Here is a 22,275-nt window from a genome sequence, read left to right as displayed (position 1 = left end):
CACTGGTGGGTTAAATGCCTGACGACAATCGTGATATGCCGAGCCGACCATCGCCCGATGCGCTGCTGGAAAACGCCCGGCGCGAGGCGCGGGGCCGGTTGAAGATTTTTCTGGGCGCAGCGCCCGGCGTCGGCAAGACCTATGAAATGCTGATGTCCGGCCGGGCGAAGCTGGCGGATGGTGTGGATGCCGTCATCGGCGTCGTTGAAACCCATGGCCGCCGGGAAACCGAAACGCTGGTGCAGGGTTTCGAGATCATCCACCGCCGTCGCATCGATTATCGGGGTCAGGTGCTGGAGGAGATGGATCTCGATGCTATTCTGGCCCGTCGTCCCGCTCTGGTTCTGGTCGATGAACTGGCTCACACCAATGCCACCGGCAGCCGCCATCCCAAGCGTTACATGGATGTTCAGGAGATTCTGGCGCAGGGCATCAACGTCTATACGACGCTGAATATCCAGCATGTCGAAAGCCTGAACGACATCGTTGCGCAGATCACCCGCATCCGTGTTCGTGAAACGGTGCCTGACAGCATCATCGACCGGGCCGACGATGTCGAAATCATCGATATTACCCCTGACGATCTGATCAAACGCCTGCAGGATGGCAAGGTGTACCTGCCCCGCACCGCCCGGCGCGCCATCGAGAATTATTTTTCGCGCGGTAACCTGACGGCCCTGCGAGAGCTTGCCCTCCGGCGCACTGCCCAACGGGTGGATGAGCAATTGCTCAACCACATGCAGTCCCATGCCATTTCCGGCCCCTGGGCGGCGGGAGACAGGGTTCTGGTCTGTCTCGACCATGGCGGCAATGGTCCGGGGCTGGTGCGTTACGCCCGCCGACAGGCGGATCGCCTGCGTGCACCCTGGACGGCGCTGCATCTCGATACGCCGCGTTCGCAACAATTGTCGGAGGCGGAAAAAGACCGGCTGGCGGGCACGATGCGGCTCGCGCAGCAGCTTGGCGGCGAGACGGTGACCCTGCCGGCACTGGACCTGACCCGTGAGATCATCTCCTACGCCAATGCCAATAATTTCACGCACATCATCATCGGCCGCTCGCGAAAATCCTGGTGGCAGCGAATTTTCCAGCGTTCGCTAACGCATGATCTGATCGACCACGCGGGCGATATCAGCGTGCATGTCATTTCCGGCGACAAGAGGGAAGAAAAGCAGGGTCAAGCCGTAAAGCCCGCACCGGCGCGGTCACGCCAGTCCTTCCGGTCCTATCTCAACAGCACCCTGTTTGTCGGGCTGGCGATCGTGGTCGGCATCGTGCTCGATCAGACGCTCGATGTGCAGAACCTCGCGCTTGTTTTCCTGATGGCCGTTCTGGCGGCCGCCGTGCGCGGCGGTTTGGGCCCGGCGCTTTATGCTTCGCTGCTTGGCGCGGTCGCCTTCAACTTCTTCTTTCTGGAGCCCCGTTACACGCTGACGGTCAGTTCTCCAGACAGCCTTGTCGCTCTTTTGTTTTATTTCGGCGTGGCGCTCGTCGCCTCCAACCTCACCGTCGCGGTGCAGCGGCAGGCGGCCTCCGCGCGGGCAAGGGCGCGAACGACGGAAGATTTGTATCTGTTCTCCAAGAAGCTTTCGGTGACCGGAACGCTGGACGACGTGTTGTGGGCAGCCGCTTTCCAGATGGCCTCGATGCTGAAGGTTCGGATCGTTCTGCTTCTGCCGGAAAACAATACGATAGCGGTCAAGGCGGGATATCCGCCTGATGATACGCTTGTCGATGCCGATATTGCTGCAGCCCAGTGGGCCTGGGAACACAACAAGGCTGCGGGCAGGGGCGCAGATACGCTTCCCGGCGCCAAACGTCTTTATCTGCCCTTGCGCACTGGCAGTGGCGCCGTCGGCGTGGTGGGGCTGGACGATGACCGGCTCGGCCCGCTTCTGACGCCGGAGCAGCAACGGCTGTTTGACGCATTGGCCGATCAGGCGGCACTCGCCATCGAGCGGATTCAGCTCGTCTCTGACGTCGACCGGGCAAGGCTTGCTGCGGAAACCGACCGGCTGCGCACCGCGCTGCTGACATCCATTTCCCATGATCTCAAGACGCCGCTTGCGGCCATCCTGGGTTCGGCCGGAACACTGAAGGATTTCGCCGAGGACATCCCGCCGGATGCGCGTGCCGAACTGCTTTCAACGATTGTCGAGGAATCCGAGCGGCTGAACCGTTTCATCTCTAATCTTCTTGATATGACGCGGATCGGTTCGGGCGCGATGGAGCCGAACTATGGTCTGCATTTCCTGGGCGATATGGTTGGAACAGCGCTGTCGCGCGCAGCTAAAATCGTCGTCAGGCATGAGATCGTTCTGGATATTCCATCCGACCTGCCGATGCTGAAGGTCGATCCCGTGCTTTTCGAACAGGTTCTGTTCAATCTCATCGACAATGCCGCCAAATACGCTCCCGAACATACGACCATCGAGATTCGCGGCTGGCGACATGGCAAGAATATCTTCCTGTCCGTTGCTGATGCGGGGCCGGGTATTCCACCCGATGATACCGAGCGGGTGTTTGACAGTTTCTACCGGGTGCGCAAGGCGGACCATGTGCAGGCCGGAACGGGTCTCGGACTGTCCATCTGCAAGGGGTTTATCGAGGCCATGGGCGGGTCGATCCGCGCGGAAAACAGGCCGGGTCGCACCGGTGCGCAGTTTACCGTCAGTCTGCCGGTTCCTGCCGATGCGCCTGTGATAGATCATGATTAAGGCACGATTGCCGGCGACAAGCGGCTATGCCGCTGAAGGAGATCGGGAATGACCAATTCCGCCGTTCGTATTCTGATCATCGACGACGAACCGCCGATCCGCAAGCTTTTGCGCGTGGGGCTGTCGACTCAGGGATATTCGGTGAGCGAAGCGATGAATGCGAAGGTCGCCATGGAGCTGGTCAGTGAGGACAAGCCCGATCTCGTCGTTCTCGATCTCGGCCTACCGGACATGTCGGGGCATGATCTCTTGGCGAAATGGCGCGGCGAGGGCCTGACGCTGCCGGTTATCATTCTCTCCAGCCGCACGGATGAGGCGGGTATCGTCAAGGCGCTGGAACTGGGGGCGGATGACTATATCACCAAGCCTTTCGGCATGAACGAACTCGTCGCCCGTATCCGCGTCGCTCTGCGCCATCGTCTGCAAAGCCAGGGAGAGAGGCCGGTGTTTCAGACCGGCGACCTCTCCGTCGATCTGGTCAGACGCATCGTCCGGGTGGAGGACCGGGAGGTGAAGCTCTCGCCGAAGGAATATGACATCCTGCGGGTTCTCGTGCAGCATGCCGGCAAGGTTCTGACCCACCGTTTCCTGCTGGAGCATGTGTGGGACGAACTGACCGACGTGCAATATTTGCGGGTTTATGTGCGCCAGCTTCGCCAGAAGATCGAAAAAATTCCGGATCAGCCGCGTTATATCCTGACGGAAACCGGTGTCGGTTACCGGTTACAGGAGGTGTGAGGGCGCGGTTATGAGCGCCCTCCGATATTTGTCAGACGGCAGCGCAGATCGACAGGAATTCGTCCACATCGGCCTCAGTTGTCGCGAAGCTGGTGACCATGCGGATGAGCACCTCGTCCTTGCCGACTTCTTCCGGCATGTCGCGCGGTTCCAGCCAGTCATAGAACTTCGCACCCTTTGCCGTGGCAGCTTCGGCGGCGGCCTTCGGCAGAATAGCGAAAACTTCGTTCGCCGTGGTCGGCCAGGCAAGGCGGGCGCTGTTTAGCGAAGCGAAACCGGCGCGGAGCCGGTTGGCCATGGCATTGGCGTGGCCGGCGAGACCGAGCCACAGGTCGTCCTGCAGATAGGCCTCGAATTGTGCGGCAATGAAGCGTGATTTCGAAAAAAGCTGGGCGGTGCGTTTGCGCAGGAAGGAAAAGTCTCGGGCGAGCGAGGGATCGAAGAAGACGATTGCCTCCGCGCACCAGCAGCCGTTTTTCGTGCCGCCGAAAGACAGGACGTCGACGCCGCGTTTCCACGTCATTTCGGCGGGCGTGGTGCCGAGTGCGGAAAGCGCATTGGCGAAACGCGCGCCGTCCATGTGTAGCGGCAGGCCGTTGTCTTTTGCGATTTTGGCGATGGCGTCGATTTCATCGAGCGTATAGACGGTGCCGGCTTCGGTTGCCTGCGTCATGGTGATGGCCGCGGCGCGGCCGTGGTGCACGGCATCCTGCGGATAACGGGCAATGCGTTCGATCAGGTTTTCCGGCAGCATCTTGCCGTTCGGTCCCTCGACTGCCACCATGCGCATGCCGGAAAAGAAATCTGGCGCGCCGCACTCGTCCTCGATCACATGCGCTTCGGAATGACAGAAGGTCAGGCCGCCAGCGCGGGCAATGCTGGCCAGCGAAAGCGAATTGGCCGCCGTGCCGGTCGCGACGAAAAATACCGCGACTTCGCGTTCGAAAATCTCGTTGAAGCGTTTTTCGATGGAGAGATCGAGTTCGCTGGTGCCATAAGCTGCGGCAAAGCGTGTGGATTCCCGCGAAAGCCGTTCGTTGACGGCCGGATGGGCGCCAGCCCAATTGTCTGAAGCAAAAAACATCTCTGAAGGCTTTCCGATAGCTGAGGTTCTGTTCGGGCTGTTCGAAGCGATAACGGGAAAGTTCTAGGTCGGAACATTGAGATTGGCAAATCCGGTAATGAAAGCAACGGGCCGGGCTGCTTTGCGACAAGAAAGTTTCGCACAATAGGTCAGTATCGAAACTTCGCTGCAAAATGGGGCTTTCACTAATTGGATTCGCACCCTTGCAAAATTCGCCCGTTTCTGTCAAAATCCTCGTGAATTGAGACAGCTTTGCTGTCCTAAATTTGATCGAGCCGGGTTGAATACGGGTTTTGCGGGAAGCGAAAATTCGTGTCGAGCCGGATCTTCGCATGAAACCATGCAAGTAATTTTGCAGGAGGGACAAAAATGACGAACAAGCCGCAGGCCGACATCGCCGCCGCAACCCTGACCACAGACTGTCCCACCGCGGCTGCGGCCGCACCCGTTTCTGCGAAAGCGCGTTTCGCGGGCGGCTTGCCGGAAAGGCAGGGTCTTTACGATCCCGCCAATGAACATGATGCCTGCGGCGTCGGCTTCGTTGCCCATATGAAGGGCGTCAAGTCGCACCAGATCGTCAAGGACGGCCTGTTCATTCTCGAAAACCTGACGCATCGTGGTGCCGTCGGTGCCGACCCGCTGATGGGCGATGGTGCGGGCATTCTAGTGCAGATTCCCGATCGTTTCTTCCGCGAGGAAATGGCCGGGCAGGGCGTGACGTTGCCAAAGGCTGGCGAATATGCTGTCGGTCACATCTTCATGCCGCGCGATCCTTCCCGCATCGAGCACTACAAGAAGGTGATCGTTGACGTCATCGGTGAGGAGGAGCAGCAGTTCCTTGGCTTCCGTGATGTGCCTGTCGATAATTCCTCGCTCTCCAAGGCGCCGGATATCGCAGCGACCGAACCGCACCATGTTCAGGTCTTCATTGGTGCCGGGCGCGACGCTGCCACCAATGCTGATTTCGAGCGCAAGCTGTTCCTGATCCGCAAGGTTCTCTCCAACCGCATCTATGATGAGGGCGGCGGCAAGGAAACGCAGGATTTCTATCCCGTGTCGCTCTCCTCCTCGACTATCGTCTACAAGGGCATGTTCCTCGCCTATCAGGTTGGCGCCTATTACAAGGATCTGGCGGACCCGCGTTTCGAATCCGCGGTTGCGCTGGTGCACCAGCGTTTCTCCACCAACACCTTCCCGTCCTGGAAGCTCGCGCATCCCTATCGCATGGTCGCCCATAACGGCGAGATCAACACGCTGCGCGGCAACGTCAACTGGATGGCGGCGCGTCAGGCGTCTGTTTCGTCGGCGCTGTTCGGTGACGATATCTCCAAGCTCTGGCCGATTTCCTATGAAGGCCAGTCGGACACCGCCTGCTTCGACAACGCGCTCGAATTCCTCGTGCGCGGCGGTTACTCCATGGCCCACGCCGTGATGATGCTGATCCCGGAAGCCTGGTCGGGCAACCTGTCCATGTCGGCTGAACGCAAGGCTTTCTACGAATATCATGCCGCGCTTATGGAGCCGTGGGACGGCCCGGCCGCCGTTGCCTTCACCGACGGCAAGCAGATCGGCGCAACCCTCGACCGTAACGGTTTGCGCCCGGCGCGCTATCTCGTCACCGACGACGACCGCGTCATCATGGCATCCGAAGCCGGTACGCTGCCGGTGCCGGAGGAACGCATCATCAAGAAGTGGCGCTTGCAGCCGGGCAAGATGCTGCTGATCGACATGGAAAAGGGCTCGATCATTTCCGACGAGGATGTGAAGCACGAGCTTGCTGCCAAGCACCCCTATCGCACCTGGCTAGACCGTACCCAGCTCATTCTTGAGGATCTGAAGCCGGTGGAGCCCCGGGCGCTGCGGCGTGACGTGTCGTTGCTCGATCGCCAGCAGGCCTTCGGTTACACCAGCGAAGATACCAAGCTCCTGATGTCGCCGATGGCAACAACGGGCCAGGAAGCCATCGGCTCGATGGGTACCGATACGCCGATTTCGGCCATGTCGGACAAGTCCAAGCTGCTTTACACCTATTTCAAGCAGAACTTCGCGCAGGTGACCAACCCGCCGATCGATCCGATCCGCGAAGAACTGGTGATGAGCCTCGTTTCGTTCATTGGCCCACGCCCGAACCTTCTCGATCACGAGGGTGCGGCCCGTGCCAAGCGTCTGGAAGTGCGCCAGCCGATCCTCACCAATGGCGATCTGGAAAAGATCCGCTCCATCGGCCACACCGAAGACCGTTTCGATACCAAGACGCTCGACTTTACCTATGATGTGGAGCGCGGCGCCGAAGGCATGCCTGACATGCTCGACCGCCTGTGCGAGCGGGCTGAATCCGCTGTTCGCGGTGGTTACAACATCATCGTTCTGTCCGACCGCCAGCTCGGCCCGGATCGCATTGCGATCCCCGCGCTGCTGGCGACGGCTGCCGTGCATCACCACCTGATCCGCAAGGGTCTGCGTACCTCGGTCGGCCTCGTCGTTGAAACCGGTGAACCGCGCGAAATCCATCATTTCTGTCTGCTCGCTGGCTATGGCGCGGAGGCGATCAACCCCTACCTCGCCTTCGACACGCTGCTCGACATGCACAAGCACGGCGCCTTCCCGAAGGAAGTGTCGGACGACGAAGTCGTCTATCGCTACATCAAGGCGGTGGGTAAGGGCATCCTCAAGGTCATGTCCAAGATGGGCATTTCCACCTACCAGTCCTATTGCGGCGCGCAGATTTTCGACGCCATCGGCCTGTCGTCGGAATTCGTCGAGAAGTATTTCTTCGGCACCGCCACCTCCATCGAGGGCGTGGGTCTGACCGAGATCGCCGAGGAAACCGTAACGCGCCACACGGCGGCTTTCGGCAAGGATCCGATCCTTGCCAACACGCTCGATATCGGCGGCGAATATGCCTATCGCATGCGCGGCGAAAGCCACGCCTGGACGCCGGATGCCGTCGCCTCGCTGCAACACGCCGTGCGCGGCAACAGCCAGGAGCGCTACCGTGAATTTGCCGACATGGTGAATGAGACGGCGCTGCGCATGAACACCATTCGCGGCCTGTTCAAGGTCAAATCGGCGGAAGCGCTCGGCCGCAAGCCGGTTTCCATCGACGACGTCGAACCGGCGGTCGATATCGTCAAGCGGTTCTCGACGGGCGCCATGTCCTTCGGCTCGATCAGCCGCGAGGCGCATACCACGCTTGCGATTGCGATGAACCGCATCGGCGGCAAGTCCAACACCGGCGAAGGCGGCGAAGAATCCGACCGTTACATGCCGCTTCTGAATGGCAAGCCGAACCCCGAGCGTTCCGCCATCAAGCAGATCGCATCCGGCCGCTTTGGTGTGACGACGGAATATCTCGTCAATGCCGACATGTTGCAGATCAAGGTCGCGCAGGGTGCCAAGCCAGGCGAAGGCGGCCAGCTGCCCGGCCACAAGGTGGATGCGACGGTTGCAAAGACCCGTCATTCCACGCCGGGCGTCGGCCTCATTTCGCCGCCGCCACACCACGATATCTACTCCATCGAAGATCTGGCGCAGCTGATCTACGACCTGAAGAACGTCAACCCGGAAGCAGATGTTTCTGTGAAGCTGGTGTCGGAAGTGGGCGTTGGCACGGTTGCGGCGGGTGTCGCCAAGGCGCGCGCCGACCATATCACCATCGCCGGTTTCGATGGCGGCACCGGTGCTTCGCCGCTGACGTCGCTGAAGCATGCCGGTTCGCCCTGGGAAATCGGCCTTGCCGAAACCCAGCAGACGCTGGTGCTGAACGGCCTTCGTTCGCGCATCGCGCTGCAGGTGGATGGTGGTCTGAAGACCGGCCGCGACGTCATCATCGGCGCGCTGCTTGGTGCGGATGAATTCGGCTTTGCCACCGCGCCGCTGATTGCTGCGGGCTGCATCATGATGCGCAAGTGCCATCTGAACACCTGCCCCGTCGGCGTCGCAACGCAGGATCCTGTTCTGCGCAAGCGCTTCAAGGGCACGCCGGAACACGTCATCAACTACTTCTTCTTCGTGGCTGAAGAAGTGCGCGAAATCCTCGCCTCGCTTGGCGTTACCAAACTGGACGAGATCATCGGCGCTTCCGAACTCCTCGAAAAGGATGAGATGCTGGCGCACTGGAAGGCCAAAGGTCTGGATTTCAGCCGCATCTTCCACAAGGTAGAGGCTCCCAAGGAGGCAACCTTCTGGACCGAGCGTCAGAAGCACCCGATCGACGATATTCTCGATCGCAAGCTGATCGAGAAGTCGCTACCGTCGCTGGAAAACCGCGAGCCTGTCGTTTTCGAAGTCCCGATCAAGAACGTCGACCGTTCCGCCGGTGCCATGCTGTCAGGCGCGCTTGCCAAGCGCTGGGGCCATAAGGGTCTGAAGGACGATACGATCCACGTGACGCTGCGCGGCACGGCCGGTCAGTCCTTCGGCGCGTTTCTCGCTCGCGGCATCACCTTCGATCTGGTGGGTGACGGCAACGACTATGTCGGCAAGGGTCTTTCGGGTGGCCGCATCATCGTGCGCCCGCCGGAAAACACCCGTATCGTCGCGGAAAACTCGATCATTGTCGGAAACACCGTTCTTTACGGCGCCATCACCGGCGAGTGCTATTTCCGCGGTGTTGCGGGTGAGCGCTTTGCAGTGCGCAACTCCGGCGCGGTCGCGGTTGTCGAAGGTGTCGGCGACCACGGTTGCGAATATATGACGGGCGGTATTGTCGTGGTGCTCGGCGAGACGGGCCGCAACTTCGCGGCCGGCATGTCCGGTGGCGTGGCGTACGTTCTCGACGAGAAGGGCGATTTCGCCACCCGCTGCAACATGGCCATGGTCGAGCTGGAGCCGGTTCCGGAAGAGGACGACATGCTCGAGAAGCTGCACCATCACGGTGGCGACCTCATGCACAAGGGACGCGTTGACGTATCCGAGGACATGACGCGTCACGACGAGGAGCGGCTCTACCAGCTGATTTCCAATCACTTCCACTACACCAACTCTGCACGCGCCAAGGATATACTCGACCGCTGGAGCGAGTTCCGTCCGAAATTCCGAAAGGTCATGCCGGTCGAATACCGTCGTGCGCTTGAGGAAATGGAGCGCATGCGCATGGGCGTGGCGGCGGAATAATCCGCCGCGTGAGGATACTACACCAACTGGTCTCGCTGATGATCGCGGTCGCCGTTCTCATGGTGATCTATTGGACAAGCGGCGAGACCGGATTTGAATTCATCGTATTGGGGGCGGCTTTCGGTTTCGCTTACTGGTACTGGGGCCCAACAGGCGCTCCGCTTTGATGTGAGGACATAAACGTGGGCAAGGTTACAGGTTTTCTTGAGATCGACCGGCAGGTGGGCAAGTATCAGCCCGCATCGGACCGTATCCGCCATTTCCGCGAATTCACCATTCCGATGTCGGATGCCGAGGTGCAGAAGCAGGCGGCGCGCTGCATGGATTGCGGCATTCCCTACTGTCACGGCCCGACGGGCTGTCCCGTGCATAACCAGATCCCCGACTGGAACGATCTGGTTTATAACAACAATTGGGAAGAGGCGATCCGCAACCTCCATTCCACCAACAACTTCCCGGAATTCACCGGCCGCGTCTGTCCGGCACCCTGCGAGGAAGCCTGCACGCTGAACCTCGAGGATGCGCCGGTCGCCATCAAGACCGTCGAGCAGGCGATTGCCGACAAGGCTTACGAGCTGGGCTTTATCGTGCCGAAGCCGGCGACGATCCACACCGGCAAGAAGGTCGCCATCATCGGTTCCGGTCCTTCCGGCATGGCGGCAGCGCAGCAGCTTGGCCGCGCCGGTCATGAGGTCCACGTTTACGAGCGTGAATCGAAGCCCGGCGGTTTGCTGCGTTACGGTATTCCGGATTTCAAGATGGAGAAGAACTTCATCGACCGCCGTGTCGAGCAGATCAAGGGTGAAGGTGTTACCTTCCATTGCGGCGTCAACGTCGGCGTGGATGTAACGGTCGAAGCGCTTCTGGCTGATCACGATGCGGTTCTTTATTGCGGCGGTTCGGAAACCCCGCGCCCGGCCGGCATCGGTGGCGCCGATTTCAATGGCGTTTACGACGCCATGCCCTATCTCGTGCAGCAGAACCGCCGCGTTGGCCGCGAAAACATCGACAGCATCGGCTGGCCGGCCGATCCGATCCTCGCCGGCGGCAAGCATGTCGTCGTCGTTGGCGGTGGTGATACGGCCTCTGACTGCGTCGGCACGGCTTTCCGTCAGGGTGCAGTGAAAGTCACACAGCTCGACATCCGCCCGATGCCGCCGGAAAAGGAAGACAAGCTCGCGGTCTGGCCCTTCTGGGCAACCAAGATGCGCACCTCGTCCTCGCAGGCCGAAGGTGCCGTTCGCGAGTTCCAGGTCGCCACGCTTGAATTCGTTGGCGAAGATGGCGTTCTGACTGGCGTAAAGTGCTGTCAGGTGGATGATCGTCGCAAGCCCATCGCCGGGACGGAATTCATCATCAAGGCCGATCTCGCCTTCATCGCCATCGGCTTCTCCGGTCCCTTCACCGATAGCGTGCTGAAGGAAATGGAAGGCCAGCTGACGCTGAATACCGATCGCCGTGGCTCCACCAACGTGGTCGCCAACGAAACGGATTACAGGACCTCGGTCGACAAGCTGTGGGCGGCGGGTGACGTGCGCCGCGGCCAGTCGCTGGTGGTCTGGGCCATCCGCGAGGGCCGTCAGGCCGCACGCGCGATCGATGAGGCGCTGATGGGGGCGACCGTTCTTCCGCGCTAAGCACCGAAGGTAGTACGAACGGAAAAGGCCTGTTGCGTCTGCAACAGGCCTTTTCTTTTGTCTTCGAAAATGAGGGCTTCTTCTTCAGCAATAGGGAAGGGTGATACGGAAGCAGGCGCCACCGGCGGAAGCATCGCTGATGGTAATCTCTCCGCCATGATAGCGCATGATTTCCTGCACGAGGTTGAGCCCGAGCCCGGTGCCGCGATCTTTAGGCCGCAGGCGGTGGAAGGCCTCGAAAATCAGCTCCCGTTCCTCTTCGGGAATGCCATTGCCTTCGTCAGCTATCTCGATCACCCGGTTCGCCGCGACCCTCATCGTGATCGTTCCGCGATTGCCGCCATGTTCGATGGCATTCTGCACGATGTTCATCAGGGCGCGCTGCAACGAGGCGTCGTCGGCAAGGGCGAGGATCGGCTCTTCCTCCGGCTCAAAGGAGAGCGCATATCCCTGTGATATGGCGAGCGGAGCCATATCGGCGACGACCGATCTACAAAGGCCGACAAGATCAAGCGGCACCAGAGGTGCCTTCTGCCCGCCGAGACGTTGTAGATCCAGCAATTGTTCGGCCAGCACGGCAATGCGGCTGGCATCCGCCAAAATTCTGTTTCGGGCCGGGCCGTCCAGCAGCGTTTCAACGCGGGTCTGGAGAATGGCGACGGGGGTCCGCAATTCATGGGCGGCATCGAGAATGAAGCGCTTGTGCCGTTCGTAGCCGTCATCCAGCCGTTTCAGCGCGCCGTTGACGGCATGCACGAGCGGTTGCACCTCTCGTGGAATATCGCCATCCGGCAATCGATATCCACGTCTGTCGATATCTATGGTTTCCGCTGTGCGGGCAATGGCGGAAAGGGCGCGAAATTCCCTGCGGATGAGCCAGGGAATGGCGACGATCGTCACAATGGACATGAGAATGAGGACCGGCATGATCAGTATGTTTGAGAACAGCAGGACGGGGAAAGTCATGCTGAACGGGCCGCCCTTGCCGATCATGACGAATTCTCCCGCTGGGCCGGAGGCGCGACGAACGACGGCGATGCGCACCACGGCAAGATAGGAATAGGAAAGCGCTGCGTCGCGTACGTCCGAGATCCTGACGTCGCTAAGCTGTTGATCCATGTTGCTGAAGGCCTCAGGCACCTGCCCGCCCTGAACGATCTCGCCTTTTTCGCTGACGGCGACAAACCAGAAATCAGAGGCGCCGTTGCGCAGGTCGATGAACTCAGGTGTTTCCCTGAGAACCAGCCGATTATCCTTATCCCGCACGATCGCATTGGCGGTTATCTGGGCTGCCTCAGGGCTGAGCAGTGCGCTGCCCGCACCGCCACTCGACATATAGGTGATGATGGCCGCGGTAACGATGAAAAGGCTGCCGATCTGGAACAGCAGCAATTGAATGGTGAGGCGACGTTTGAGGGATTTTCTTTTGGCCGGCTTCATGCGGTCGCCCTCAGCAGATAACCGACGCCACGAATGCCGTGGACTTCGAGACCCGCATTTGCGGCTGCCAGTTTGCGGCGCAAGCGGGAAATATGGGAATCGAGCGCATTGGACTGGATCTCATCATCGAAATTATAGACAGCGTCCTCGAGCAATGAGCGCAACACCGTTCTGCCCTGCCGCCGCAACAGGGCTTCGAGGATCAGCAGTTCCCGTCTTGTCAGTGGGAGAAATTCACCCATGATGCGCACTTCGCGGGTTTCGAAGCAGAATTCCAGCCTGCCGAGCTTTGCTGTCATCGTGACCGCACCCGCCGGCCGGCGCATCAGGGCCCGGATGCGGGCAAGCAATTCCTCGACGGCGAATGGCTTGGCCAGATAATCGTCCGCACCGAGATTGAGGCCATTGACCCGATCCGCAAGTGAACCCTGCGCCGTCAGCACGATGACGGGCGGGGTGACGGGCAGGAGGCGCAAATCTTCAATCAGCTGGATGCCATCGCCATCAGGCAATTGCCGATCAAGCACAACGAGGTCGTGAACACCATCCATGATGGCGTGACGGGCAAGATCGAGCGTGCCGACGGTATCCACGATAATATCGAACCGGTGGAGCGCGGCGGACAGGGCTGCTGCCATTTCGCGTTCGTCTTCAACAAGCAGCAGGCGCATGAATTCATCTCGGCATTGTCCGGCGTACCTTCCGGCAGGAAGGGGGACGGGCGAAAGGCAAAAAAGACGGCGCCGCTGACGCTACGGACAAGCGAGGCGTCGCCGTCAAATAAACATCGCCATGCAAAAGGGGGACCGGGGGTGGTGGATGGCCAACCCCGCATTCCTGCAAAGCTGTACCTATCCTGTCATGCGCGGATTGCCTAAACATTACGCCCGCTGCGGGGCGGTCAGGCCGCTGCGAAAGTGCTTATTGTTTGGCCTGTGTGGTATCCGGCGCCACACGATAATCATCGATGCGGCCTGCCGGTGCATCGGCCATCTCGCCGCGCTTGGTCAGCCTTTCACGCGGCGATTCCACAACGGATACGCGTGTCGGTCCGGCGGTCAAAGGGGCGTCGCCCAGCAGCTTGTCGCCGCCATCGAGATTGGGATCGGTCAGGCTGATCGGCTGGGTGCGTACCTGCCCCGCATCGATGCCAAGTGCGGGCAGGGAGGTGAGCGCCGGCAGATTGCTGCCGTCCAGTTTCACGAGGTCCGGTCCGGCGCTATCAAGGTGCCGGCGCACGAATTTTTCGACGTAAAATGCAAGCTTGCGCTTGCCGGCCTGTGTCATGCCGATGCCATCTGCCTCACGCAGACGGGCCTGCTGGCCGTTCATGTCGTAGCCGGTTATGACAAATTTTCCCGCCTCATCGACGAAACCGTCCCAGACATCCACGAATTCACCGCCATATTTTTCGACATGGCTGCGATAAAGCCGGTTGAAGCCGACGAGATCGGCCGAAAGCGATGGCGACTGGAAGGCCGGAACGCCAACCCAGAGCAGCGGCACCTTCTGGCGTCCGGCAAGGGTCAAAAGTTCGTCGATCCGCCGTTCATATTCCTTGAACCAGGCCTCCGTGCCGAATTTCTCCCTGATATCGCCGATCTGCATCTGCTGGCGATCATTCGATCCCATCATGATGACGATGGTGGCCGGATTGGTCTCGCTGATGAATTGCGGCAGGTTTTTGAACCAGTCGTAATAATCGGTGCGGACGAGGCCGGAAGAGCCGTTGGCACGCACATCGACGGTGATTGCCGGCGAGCTGGCAAAGGCATTGACCAACTCTTCCCCCATGCCGCCGGCGAGAAAATCGCCGATGACCAGAACGCGCCTTGCATTTTCAAGCTTGGCTGCCGGTTCCGGTTTTGCGGTCCGCATCTGCACCACCGAGGGCGCTTTTCTGGCGGGTTGCGGGCGGGTGACCGATCGTTCACGCGGAGCAGAGGGAAAATCCCGGCGGTTGCGGGGCTGGTATTCGCGGCCGGATCCGCCATCGCGGCCCACAGGTTTGCCAAAGAGCATTTCAAACAGGGTGCGCCGTTGCTCCTGTGCGAAGCTTTCGGAAGGAACGAGCGGCAGTGTAAGCACAGCGGAAAGAAGGACGGCGCAGAAACGCCAGCCGGTTCTTCCGTTTTTCGCCGCAGGTTTCCTACTCATGACATCAACCTTTCCGGATGCATCGACGGCGCCCATGACGCCGCCGAATTCGCCGGCACATTATCAATTGCGCAGGGCTCTCAGCAACCGCTGCGACGGCTGACCGTCGGTTTCCATACCCATGCGCGACTGGATGGCGCTGATGGCGGCTTTCGAACCGGAGCCGAAGTTCCCGTCAACCTCGCCATCATAATAGCCGAGTTCCTTCATGCGGGTCTGGAGTTCGAATTTTTCACGAATATCCAGCGTCCCGTCGGGACGCGGCCATTTCTGTTGCATGCCGCCATAACCGGCAATCTCATCCGCAAGCAGGCCGACAGCCAGCGCATAGCTGTCGGAAGCGTTGTATTTCTTGATGGTGAAGAAGTTCTTCATCACCAGGAAACCGGGGCCGTTTGCGCCACCCTGCAATTTCAGCATGGCGCGATCGGAACCGCGGGTAAAGTTCTTGCCGTTCGGACGGGTGAAGCCAAGCTTTGCCCATTCCGCAATGGTCTTCGTCTGCCCTTCATAACGGGCGCCGCCACGCGGAACGGCGGTTTCGTAACCCCAGGTGCGGCCGGGCTCCCAGCCGTTCTTGGAAAGAAGATTGGCAGCGGTTGCCAGGGCGTCGGGAACGGAATGCCAGATATCGCGCTTGCCGTTGCCATCCGCATCGACGGCATAAAGCAGGTAGCTGGTGGGGATGAACTGGGTGTGACCCATCGCGCCCGCCCAGGAACCCGTCAGCTGTTTCGGTGTCACGTCGCCCGCCTGAAGAATCTTCAAAGCGGCGATCAGTTGCGTGCGCGCGAATTTGGCGCGCTTGGGATCGGAGTAGGCGAGCGTTGCCAGCGCCTGCGGAATATTGTGCAGCCGCTCCGGCTTTTCGAGAACCGCGCCGTAATTCGATTCCATCGACCAGATGGCGAGAATGATGTGCTTGTCGACATTGAAGTTACGCTCGATCCAGTTGAGGGTCGTCGCGTGCTTCATCTTCATTTCGCGGCCGATCCGCACCGTGTACGGATTGACGCGGGAATCGAGATAATCCCAGATCTGCGTGGTGAATTCCGGCTGGAAGGTGGCCTTGCGCAGCGCATCCGGGTCCGGCTCGCTGACACCGGAAAAGGCCTTCTGATAGGTCGCCTTGCTAATGCCTTCTTTCGCGGCTGTTGCGTAGAACTGGTTGATCCACTGTCTGAACCCCGCATCTGCGTGAGCAGAAACGGGCGCCAGCGAGATTGCCAAACCTGCAACCATCATGCAGCCGAATTTGCGGACACCTGAAAGGATCATCTTTGTCATCGTCAGTCTTTCGTTCTCTCGAATGTCATTTCGATTGCGAAAACGCATCGGGCGTCGTCATGGATAACAAAAGAACGTCAACAAATTCTTTACCATTAATAGATGGTAGCGTCACCCTTTACAAAACGTTGTTATTTTTGAAATAACAACAGCGTGCGGGGATTGTGATCAAGTTTTATCTCTCAGGAGGGATATGTGGTAGAACAGAAGAAAATTCGGAAGGCTGTATTTCCGGTCGCAGGTCTCGGTACGCGTTTCCTGCCCGCCACCAAGGCGGTTCCGAAAGAAATGCTCACCGTCGTCGACAAGCCTGTCATTCAATACGTCGTTGATGAGGCGGCGGAAGCGGGCATTGAGCATTTTGTATTTGTCACCGGCCGCGGCAAGGCTGTGATTGAAGATTATTTTGATATTCAATTTGAACTCGAACAGATGCTGCGCGAGCGCAACAAGAATGCCGAGCTGACATTGCTGGCCGGCCTTCTGCCCAAGGCGGGCACGGCAAGTTTCACGCGCCAGCAGGTGCCGCTTGGTCTTGGCCATGCGGTCTGGTGCGCACGTGATATCGTCGGCGACGAGCCTTTCGCCGTGCTCTTGCCCGACATGATCATGCATTCGCAGAAAAGCTGCCTTAAGGGCATGGTCGAACTTTACGACCAGACCCAGGGCAATGTCATCGCGGTGCAGGAATGCGCCCCTGATCAGACGCATAAATATGGCATCGTCGGTGTGGGCGACGCCGTCGGCGAAGGTTTCAAGATCACTGAAATGGTCGAAAAGCCTGCCAAGGGTACGGCGCCGTCGAATTTCTACATCAACGGCCGTTATATTCTTCAGCCCGAGATTTTCGACATTCTCGAAAATCAGGAGCGTGGCGCCGGCAATGAAATCCAGCTGACGGACGGCATGCTGTCGCTTGCCAAGTCGCAGCAGTTCGCCGGCTATCATTTCCGTGGCCAGACCTTCGATTGCGGCGCCAAGGATGGTTTCATTCTTGCCAACGTCGCATTCGCGCTCGAGCGTGGCGATATTCGCCCTGCGATCGAAGAGCCGATCAAGGCTCTGATCGACGGTCTGAAATAATCGACCGAGCACATAAGGAAATCCCGGCCTTCGCGCCGGGATTTTCGTTTGTGGCCATTATCGCTTCAGGACAAGTCCTGCGCCGACCCGCAACTCGCTGCTGTCATAAACCGGCGTCCACTGGTAGCTGACGTCCGCGGTCAGGTCGAGATAGCGGTTGAGGCCCCAGGTCAGGCCGGCGCCCGCGGTATATTCCACGGCATTTTCTGTGTCGGAAGAGGGGAACGTGCGGTGCACGATCTGTCCCGTCAGGCGGGCGACAAGGTTGCTGCGCAATTCGTGGGTCAGGCCGGCATCCAGCCTGTAGGAAATCCAGCCACCCTGCGGCCCGCCGGCAAAGTCCTCTATCGTTGTGCGCAGGCCGAGATTGACATTCGTGCCGCGCTGGGGTGACCAGTTGAGTTCGCCATCCAGTGTCAATGCGCCGATCGAGGCGAGACGATCGTCATCATATTGCTTGCGCAGATAACCGATGGCGGCCTCGCCGCGTGTCTTCTCGCCAAGATCGACTTCCGCGCCGATCTTTGCCCCATAGGCATTGGAGGAACGGGCATAGCCCGAATTGTCGAGCCGCCTGTCATATTTGGTCGTCCCGGCGTTCAGCTCGAGGAAGGGGATGAGCGCCGGCGACAATTCGTAGCCGATGCGTCCGCGCAGGTTGGCGCCGTTCTGGTCGCGGTCGCTGAGGCTGATCGGCCGTCCGTCTATGCCTTTTGCATCCGTATAGACCGTGCGCGAGAGATCGAGCGCCGCCAGGCCGCGCAGCTTGCCGAAATCCCGCTCTATCGACGCGCTCGTGGTGAAGCGGTGTTCGCCGCCCTGTACGGCAGCGCCAGTCAGAGCGTTGGGGTCCGTCGTGTCCTCACGGCTGAATTCGTAACCGGCCTTGAGATTGGCTGTCGTTTCTTCGCCGAGATCAAGGCGCAGATCGGCCTCTATTCTTGCCCGGGGCTCTTCGCCATCCTTGTCGCTGCCGAAGTTTCTCTCCCAGGCACCGTCGCCTGTCACCGTCAAAGCGTGGCGGGACCAGTCGCTGGTGAGCGTGCCGCGTATGCCCGTCGTCAGATAGTTGCGTCTGGAAGGGCCGCCGGTATTCGTTTGTTTTTCCGTATTGATCGTCTGGCTGATCGAAGGCCGCAGCAGGAATGTACCGAGCCGGATGCCGGGCGTCTGTCCGGGCTGGGTCGCTATCCGTGGATTTTCGCCGCCGTCCATCGTCGGCTCATAGGGGTTTTCGGCGTCGGCATAGGGTTGGCCCGCGTCGTCCTGCTGTTCGTAAATCGGGTCACCGGGATTGTTGGACGGACGCCAGAGTTGTGGTGCGGGCGTAGCCGTGGCCTGAACCGTGCCTGTGCTCACCCCACCTTCCGTAGCCGGTGTGGGTAAGGCCGTTCCGTCTCCGGCAGAAGCGGCGCCCGGCAATACGGGCGTGGCTGTCGTTGCAGTCTGCGCGAAAGCGCTTCCCTGCGGGCAAAAAATCGTACAGGCGAGCAGCAGGGTTGCTGCTTTCCGCGACGTCGGCAGACGTGTGGCGGTGCCCTTCACATTCATTCCTTTTCACCCGGCGAGTTTGGCCGATGCCGGATCGAAGGCCCGCCAGGGCATCTCCTCGGACCCGATGAGTGACAGGCCGATGAAATGACATGAAGAAACCAGGGACCAGACAGGCGACGCAAGTTTTAACATCGCTTTAACAATAGGTTTTTTATGGTTAACAGTTGATAAAGATCGCCGGTATTTCAGCGTTATGGCGGGCGGCGGAAAAGCAGCGGCATCCATCACCGAATCCAGCGGCTCGATTTCGTCCGCTCCGATGACTGGAGATAAATAGTCATAAATGCAAAAAAATTCTAATATGAGAAGATTAAAACGTTTCAATTTGGCACGGAATCGCCCTATGATCTAACAGGGCTGATCTTCTATTGCTCAGCAAGCCGTATTAAATTTATTTTGTGTGACAGCGTCGTTTCATGAATCCCGTTTTGAACATCAAGCAGGTTGGCTTTTATTGTTGGGATATTACCAATGACCGTTTCTATTTAGATGAAGTATGTGCTGATCTCTTCGGGATTCCACTAAGACAGGCGATGCAGGGCATCAGCATTTTTCAGATGCTCGAAAAAGTGGATCTGGATCATCGAAATCGTGTGATCGAAACGGCGTTGATCACCCTGAAGGCCGCGAGTTTTTATAATCAGGAATATGCCGTACGCCGTAGCGACGGCTCGGTCTCATGGGTAAGGACGCTTGGGCGATATCTGGTCGATGAGGAAAACATCCCTTTCAAGCGGCTTGGAACGATCGAGGAGATTTCTCCACCGGACCGGCGTCATTAACGACATGCCGTCATACCGAAACCGCTGAATATTTTCGGGTGGCATCTACTAAAACTCGGTGCTTGCCGGCTGAAGAGTGGACTTATTCCGGCTGAAAGAGTAACAGTCGGCCATGATTACGCGCGCCGTCAAACTGGTCGAAGACAATGCCATCGAATCCGCCGTGCGGACGATTTCGATGGAGCGGGCTGGCCTTGCCGCCCTTGAGGACGCTCTCCAGAACGGTCTTTCCGAGCCCTTCTGCAAGGCGATCGAGACCATCGGCCAGTCGAACGGCCGCCTCATCATCACCGGGGTCGGCAAAAGCGGCCACATAGGCGCGAAGCTTGCGGCCACCTTCGCCTCCACCGGCACGCCTGCCTTTTTTGTGCATGCGGCGGAAGCCAACCATGGCGATCTCGGCATGATCGGCGGCGACGACGTGGTGCTGGCGATCTCCAAAGGCGGCGAAAGCGCGGAATTGCGCAGCATCATCAATTATTCGCGCCGTTTTTCCATTCCGCTGATCGCGCTCACCTGCTCGGAAAATTCATCGCTGGCCCAGGCTTCAGATATTGTGCTGCTGGTTCCCAATGAGCAGGAAGCCTGCCCGCTCGGACTTGCACCGACGACCTCCACATTGATGCAGCTGGCGCTGGGCGATGCCCTTGCCGTTGCGCTTCTCGAGGCGCGCAATTTCACAGCGGGCGATTTCAAGGTGTTTCATCCCGGCGGCAAGCTGGGGGCTAGCCTGACACTGGTCAGCGATATCATGCATACCGGTGATCGCGTGCCGCTGGTCAATAAGGGAACGGCCATGCCGGAAGCGGTTGGTGTTCTCTCGCGCAAGCATTTCGGCTGTGTTGGCATTCTGGATGAGGATGGCCGTCTGTGCGGCATCGTCACCGAGGGTGACATGGCGCGCAACCTGTCGCGCAACCTCGCCGAAATGACGGTCGACGACATCATGACCCGCTCGCCGAAGACCGTCAAAAAATCGGTGCTGGCAACCAGCGCACTGGCGACGCTGGAAAAATTCCACATCGGCGCGCTGATTGTCATTGATGACGACAATCGACCGATCGGGTTGGTGCATTTCCACGATCTCTTGAGGATCGGCGTGGCTTGACGCTACCGCCGATCCTGAAAACCTATCGGTCAATCGGCTCGACTGTCAGCGTGCGTCCGCGCGCAGAAGCGATCCTCACGCGTGTTCCGGCCGGCATGTCTTCGCCGTTTACCGGCCACCATGTATCGTCCAGCCTGATCCGGCCACGCCCTTCGACAATCGGTTCCTGAAGGGTCGCGGTGCGGCCGACAAGGCTTGCCTCCCGCTGATTAAGGAATGGCTCGTCGCTTGCGCCGCGGTTTCGGCCGAAATATTTACGGCCGAGCAGGGCGAAGACGACGGAGAGCGCGGCAAACAGCACCAGCTGCAATTGCCAGGCCCAGATTGCGGCATCCCATAAGAACAGCGAAAAGACGCCGATGACCAGCGCAGCAATGCCGATCCAGATCAGGAAGACGCCGGGCGCGATGAGTTCTGCGGCGAGCAGCACGAAGCCGACGATCCACCAGCTCCAGGGTCCCAGCTCAGTGGCAAGCCGTTGCAACATCGTCACTTCTCCGATGAAGAACCGAAGGGATTACCCGGGATGGTAACATTGATGCTTTGGCCGGAGGGCCGGGTCGGCGGCACGGAGCGGGATGACGTGGGGGCGGCGGGCGCGCTCGGTGCATCGCCCTTGTCGCCGAATACCTCCCGTGCAATCGTGCCGATGCCACCGAGGGAGCCGATCAGCGCTGAGGCTTCCATCGGCATCAGCACGATCTTGGAATTCTTGGCCGTGCCGATTTCGGCAAGCGCTTCGGTGTATTTCTGGGCGACGAAATAGTTGATGGCGTGGACGTTGCCGGAGGCAATGGCTTCCGACACCATGCGGGTGGCGTTGGCTTCGGCCTCGGCCAGACGTTCGCGTGCTTCGGCATCGCGGAACGCCGCTTCGCGCTGACCTTCCGCCTCCAGAATGGCGGATTGTTTGGCGCCTTCCGCGCGAAGGATCTGGGCGTTGCGGGCGCCTTCGGCTTCCAGCACCTGCGCGCGCTTTTCGCGCTCCGCCTTCATCTGCCGCGCCATGGAATCGACGAGGTCCTTCGGCGGCGCGATATCCTTGATTTCGATACGGGTCACCTTGATGCCCCAGGGCCCTACCGCCTCATCGACAACGCGCAGCAGGCGGTCATTGATGGCGTCGCGGTTCGACAGCAGCTCGTCGAGGTCCATCGAGCCCATCACCGAGCGGATATTGGTCATGGTGAGGTTTTCGATCGCCATTTCAAGGTTGGCGATCTGGTAAGCCGCCTGTGCGGCGTTCAACACCTGATAGAAGGTGACGGCATCGGCAGAAACACTCGCATTGTCGCGGGTAATGACTTCCTGCGTCGGTATGTGGAGCACCTGCTCCATCACATTCATTTTCGAACCGATTCTTTCGAAGAACGGCACGATGAGGTTCAGGCCCGGTTCGAGCGTGCGGGTATAACGCCCGAACCGCTCAACGGTGTAACGATGCCCCTGCGGCACGGTCTTGATGCCGGCAAACAGCACCAGAATAACCAGAACAACCGCCGCTATGACGACGATGTCGAAACCGCCCAATGCAATCATCACTTTCCCTCCAAATCGGAACTATCGGGGATTT

General features: G+C 59.4%; 17 protein-coding genes. 8 read left to right on the top strand and 9 right to left on the bottom strand.

What is annotated here, in order from left to right; translation table 11 throughout:
- The first annotated feature begins 14 nt into the window (after nucleotides 1-14).
- A complete protein-coding gene (locus V6R85_RS12700; protein ID WP_336377067.1) occupies nucleotides 15-2,717 on the top strand; it encodes a sensor histidine kinase KdpD in 2,703 nt (900 codons plus the stop codon).
- 48 nt (nucleotides 2,718-2,765) lie between these two features.
- Nucleotides 2,766-3,455 carry a response regulator transcription factor gene (locus tag V6R85_RS12695; RefSeq protein WP_107676642.1) on the top strand — a complete coding sequence of 230 codons (690 nt, stop codon included), beginning with the start codon at nucleotides 2,766-2,768 and terminating at the stop codon, nucleotides 3,453-3,455.
- A gap of 31 nt (nucleotides 3,456-3,486) precedes the next feature.
- Here V6R85_RS12695 and V6R85_RS12690 read toward each other — a convergent pair whose 3' ends face one another.
- Nucleotides 3,487-4,539 carry a threonine aldolase family protein gene (locus V6R85_RS12690; protein ID WP_003506102.1) on the bottom strand — a complete coding sequence of 351 codons (1,053 nt, stop codon included), beginning with the start codon at nucleotides 4,537-4,539 and terminating at the stop codon, nucleotides 3,487-3,489.
- A 369-nt stretch (nucleotides 4,540-4,908) separates the two neighbouring features.
- Here V6R85_RS12690 and gltB point away from each other — a divergent pair, with 369 nt between their 5' ends.
- The 3 genes from gltB to V6R85_RS12675 are packed head-to-tail and all read left to right on the top strand — an operon-like array spanning nucleotide 4,909 to nucleotide 11,291.
- On the top strand, nucleotides 4,909-9,654 hold the full coding sequence (gene gltB, locus V6R85_RS12685) for a glutamate synthase large subunit (RefSeq protein ID WP_174054855.1): 4,746 nt from the start codon (nucleotides 4,909-4,911) through the stop codon (nucleotides 9,652-9,654).
- An 8-nt stretch (nucleotides 9,655-9,662) separates the two neighbouring features.
- Entirely contained in the window at nucleotides 9,663-9,821 is a 159-nt protein-coding gene (locus tag V6R85_RS12680; RefSeq protein ID WP_162695503.1) for a hypothetical protein, read from the top strand.
- A gap of 15 nt (nucleotides 9,822-9,836) precedes the next feature.
- Nucleotides 9,837-11,291 (top strand): glutamate synthase subunit beta, encoded by a 1,455-nt coding sequence (locus V6R85_RS12675; protein ID WP_080864730.1) that lies wholly within the window; start codon nucleotides 9,837-9,839, stop codon nucleotides 11,289-11,291.
- Nucleotides 11,292-11,375: 84 nt separating this feature from the next.
- Here the strand turns inward: V6R85_RS12675 and V6R85_RS12670 are convergent, their stop codons facing one another.
- The 4 genes from V6R85_RS12670 to V6R85_RS12655 form a co-directional block, all read right to left on the bottom strand.
- Nucleotides 11,376-12,731: an ATP-binding protein gene (locus tag V6R85_RS12670; RefSeq protein ID WP_175280960.1), complete on the bottom strand. Its 1,356-nt coding sequence runs from the start codon at nucleotides 12,729-12,731 to the stop codon at nucleotides 11,376-11,378.
- Nucleotides 12,728-13,402, bottom strand: a complete 675-nt coding sequence (locus V6R85_RS12665; RefSeq protein WP_003506112.1) for a response regulator transcription factor — start codon at nucleotides 13,400-13,402, stop codon at nucleotides 12,728-12,730. Before V6R85_RS12665 ends, V6R85_RS12670 begins: the two co-directional genes overlap by 4 nt.
- Before the next feature lie 250 nt (nucleotides 13,403-13,652).
- Entirely contained in the window at nucleotides 13,653-14,888 is a 1,236-nt protein-coding gene (locus tag V6R85_RS12660; RefSeq protein WP_111780745.1) for an SGNH/GDSL hydrolase family protein, read from the bottom strand.
- 63 nt (nucleotides 14,889-14,951) lie between these two features.
- Nucleotides 14,952-16,175, bottom strand: a complete 1,224-nt coding sequence (locus V6R85_RS12655; RefSeq protein WP_003506115.1) for a lytic murein transglycosylase — start codon at nucleotides 16,173-16,175, stop codon at nucleotides 14,952-14,954.
- 195 nt (nucleotides 16,176-16,370) lie between these two features.
- On the opposite strand from V6R85_RS12655, the gene galU reads away from it, so the two are divergent.
- Entirely contained in the window at nucleotides 16,371-17,258 is an 888-nt protein-coding gene (gene galU / locus V6R85_RS12650) for a UTP--glucose-1-phosphate uridylyltransferase GalU (protein WP_003506117.1), read from the top strand.
- Nucleotides 17,259-17,315: 57 nt separating this feature from the next.
- On the opposite strand, the gene uppP is transcribed toward galU, so the two are convergent.
- The gene (gene uppP, locus V6R85_RS12645) at nucleotides 17,316-18,809 is read right to left on the bottom strand and encodes a polysaccharide biosynthesis protein UppP (protein ID WP_336377066.1); all 1,494 of its coding nucleotides are present in this window, start codon (nucleotides 18,807-18,809) and stop codon (nucleotides 17,316-17,318) included.
- Nucleotides 18,810-18,815: 6 nt separating this feature from the next.
- Nucleotides 18,816-19,136: a hypothetical protein gene (locus V6R85_RS12640; RefSeq protein ID WP_175280958.1), complete on the bottom strand. Its 321-nt coding sequence runs from the start codon at nucleotides 19,134-19,136 to the stop codon at nucleotides 18,816-18,818.
- Nucleotides 19,137-19,228: 92 nt separating this feature from the next.
- On the opposite strand from V6R85_RS12640, the gene V6R85_RS12635 reads away from it, so the two are divergent.
- Together V6R85_RS12635 and V6R85_RS12630 are read left to right on the top strand one after the other, a co-directional pair.
- Nucleotides 19,229-19,594: a PAS domain-containing protein gene (locus V6R85_RS12635; RefSeq protein ID WP_020809342.1), complete on the top strand. Its 366-nt coding sequence runs from the start codon at nucleotides 19,229-19,231 to the stop codon at nucleotides 19,592-19,594.
- Nucleotides 19,595-19,706: 112 nt separating this feature from the next.
- Nucleotides 19,707-20,702 (top strand): KpsF/GutQ family sugar-phosphate isomerase, encoded by a 996-nt coding sequence (locus V6R85_RS12630; RefSeq protein ID WP_003506123.1) that lies wholly within the window; start codon nucleotides 19,707-19,709, stop codon nucleotides 20,700-20,702.
- Nucleotides 20,703-20,724: 22 nt separating this feature from the next.
- On the opposite strand, the gene V6R85_RS12625 is transcribed toward V6R85_RS12630, so the two are convergent.
- Both V6R85_RS12625 and V6R85_RS12620 read right to left on the bottom strand, forming a co-directional pair.
- A complete protein-coding gene (locus tag V6R85_RS12625; RefSeq protein WP_003506125.1) occupies nucleotides 20,725-21,189 on the bottom strand; it encodes an NfeD family protein in 465 nt (154 codons plus the stop codon).
- Nucleotides 21,190-21,191: 2 nt separating this feature from the next.
- Entirely contained in the window at nucleotides 21,192-22,241 is a 1,050-nt protein-coding gene (locus V6R85_RS12620) for an SPFH domain-containing protein (protein ID WP_175280974.1), read from the bottom strand.
- Nucleotides 22,242-22,275: the final 34 nt, after the last annotated feature.

This window comes from Agrobacterium sp. CCNWLW32, from assembly GCF_037083425.1.
Lineage (GTDB): Bacteria > Pseudomonadota > Alphaproteobacteria > Rhizobiales > Rhizobiaceae > Agrobacterium > Agrobacterium radiobacter.
Note: the sequence above shows the minus strand (reverse complement) of the source record. Positions and strands in the feature narration are given on the sequence as shown.

Coding starts and splice junctions, on each gene's coding strand:
- V6R85_RS12700 (WP_336377067.1), top strand. CDS start 15: ATGCCTGACGACAATCGTGATATGCCGAGCCGACCATCGCCCGATGCG.
- V6R85_RS12695 (WP_107676642.1), top strand. CDS start 2,766: ATGACCAATTCCGCCGTTCGTATTCTGATCATCGACGACGAACCGCCG.
- V6R85_RS12690 (WP_003506102.1), bottom strand. CDS start 4,539: ATGTTTTTTGCTTCAGACAATTGGGCTGGCGCCCATCCGGCCGTCAAC.
- gltB (WP_174054855.1), top strand. CDS start 4,909: ATGACGAACAAGCCGCAGGCCGACATCGCCGCCGCAACCCTGACCACA.
- V6R85_RS12670 (WP_175280960.1), bottom strand. CDS start 12,731: ATGAAGCCGGCCAAAAGAAAATCCCTCAAACGTCGCCTCACCATTCAA.
- V6R85_RS12665 (WP_003506112.1), bottom strand. CDS start 13,402: ATGCGCCTGCTGCTTGTTGAAGACGAACGCGAAATGGCAGCAGCCCTG.
- V6R85_RS12660 (WP_111780745.1), bottom strand. CDS start 14,888: ATGAGTAGGAAACCTGCGGCGAAAAACGGAAGAACCGGCTGGCGTTTC.
- V6R85_RS12655 (WP_003506115.1), bottom strand. CDS start 16,175: ATGACAAAGATGATCCTTTCAGGTGTCCGCAAATTCGGCTGCATGATG.
- uppP (WP_336377066.1), bottom strand. CDS start 18,809: ATGAATGTGAAGGGCACCGCCACACGTCTGCCGACGTCGCGGAAAGCA.
- V6R85_RS12635 (WP_020809342.1), top strand. CDS start 19,229: ATGAATCCCGTTTTGAACATCAAGCAGGTTGGCTTTTATTGTTGGGAT.
- V6R85_RS12630 (WP_003506123.1), top strand. CDS start 19,707: ATGATTACGCGCGCCGTCAAACTGGTCGAAGACAATGCCATCGAATCC.
- V6R85_RS12625 (WP_003506125.1), bottom strand. CDS start 21,189: ATGTTGCAACGGCTTGCCACTGAGCTGGGACCCTGGAGCTGGTGGATC.
- V6R85_RS12620 (WP_175280974.1), bottom strand. CDS start 22,241: ATGATTGCATTGGGCGGTTTCGACATCGTCGTCATAGCGGCGGTTGTT.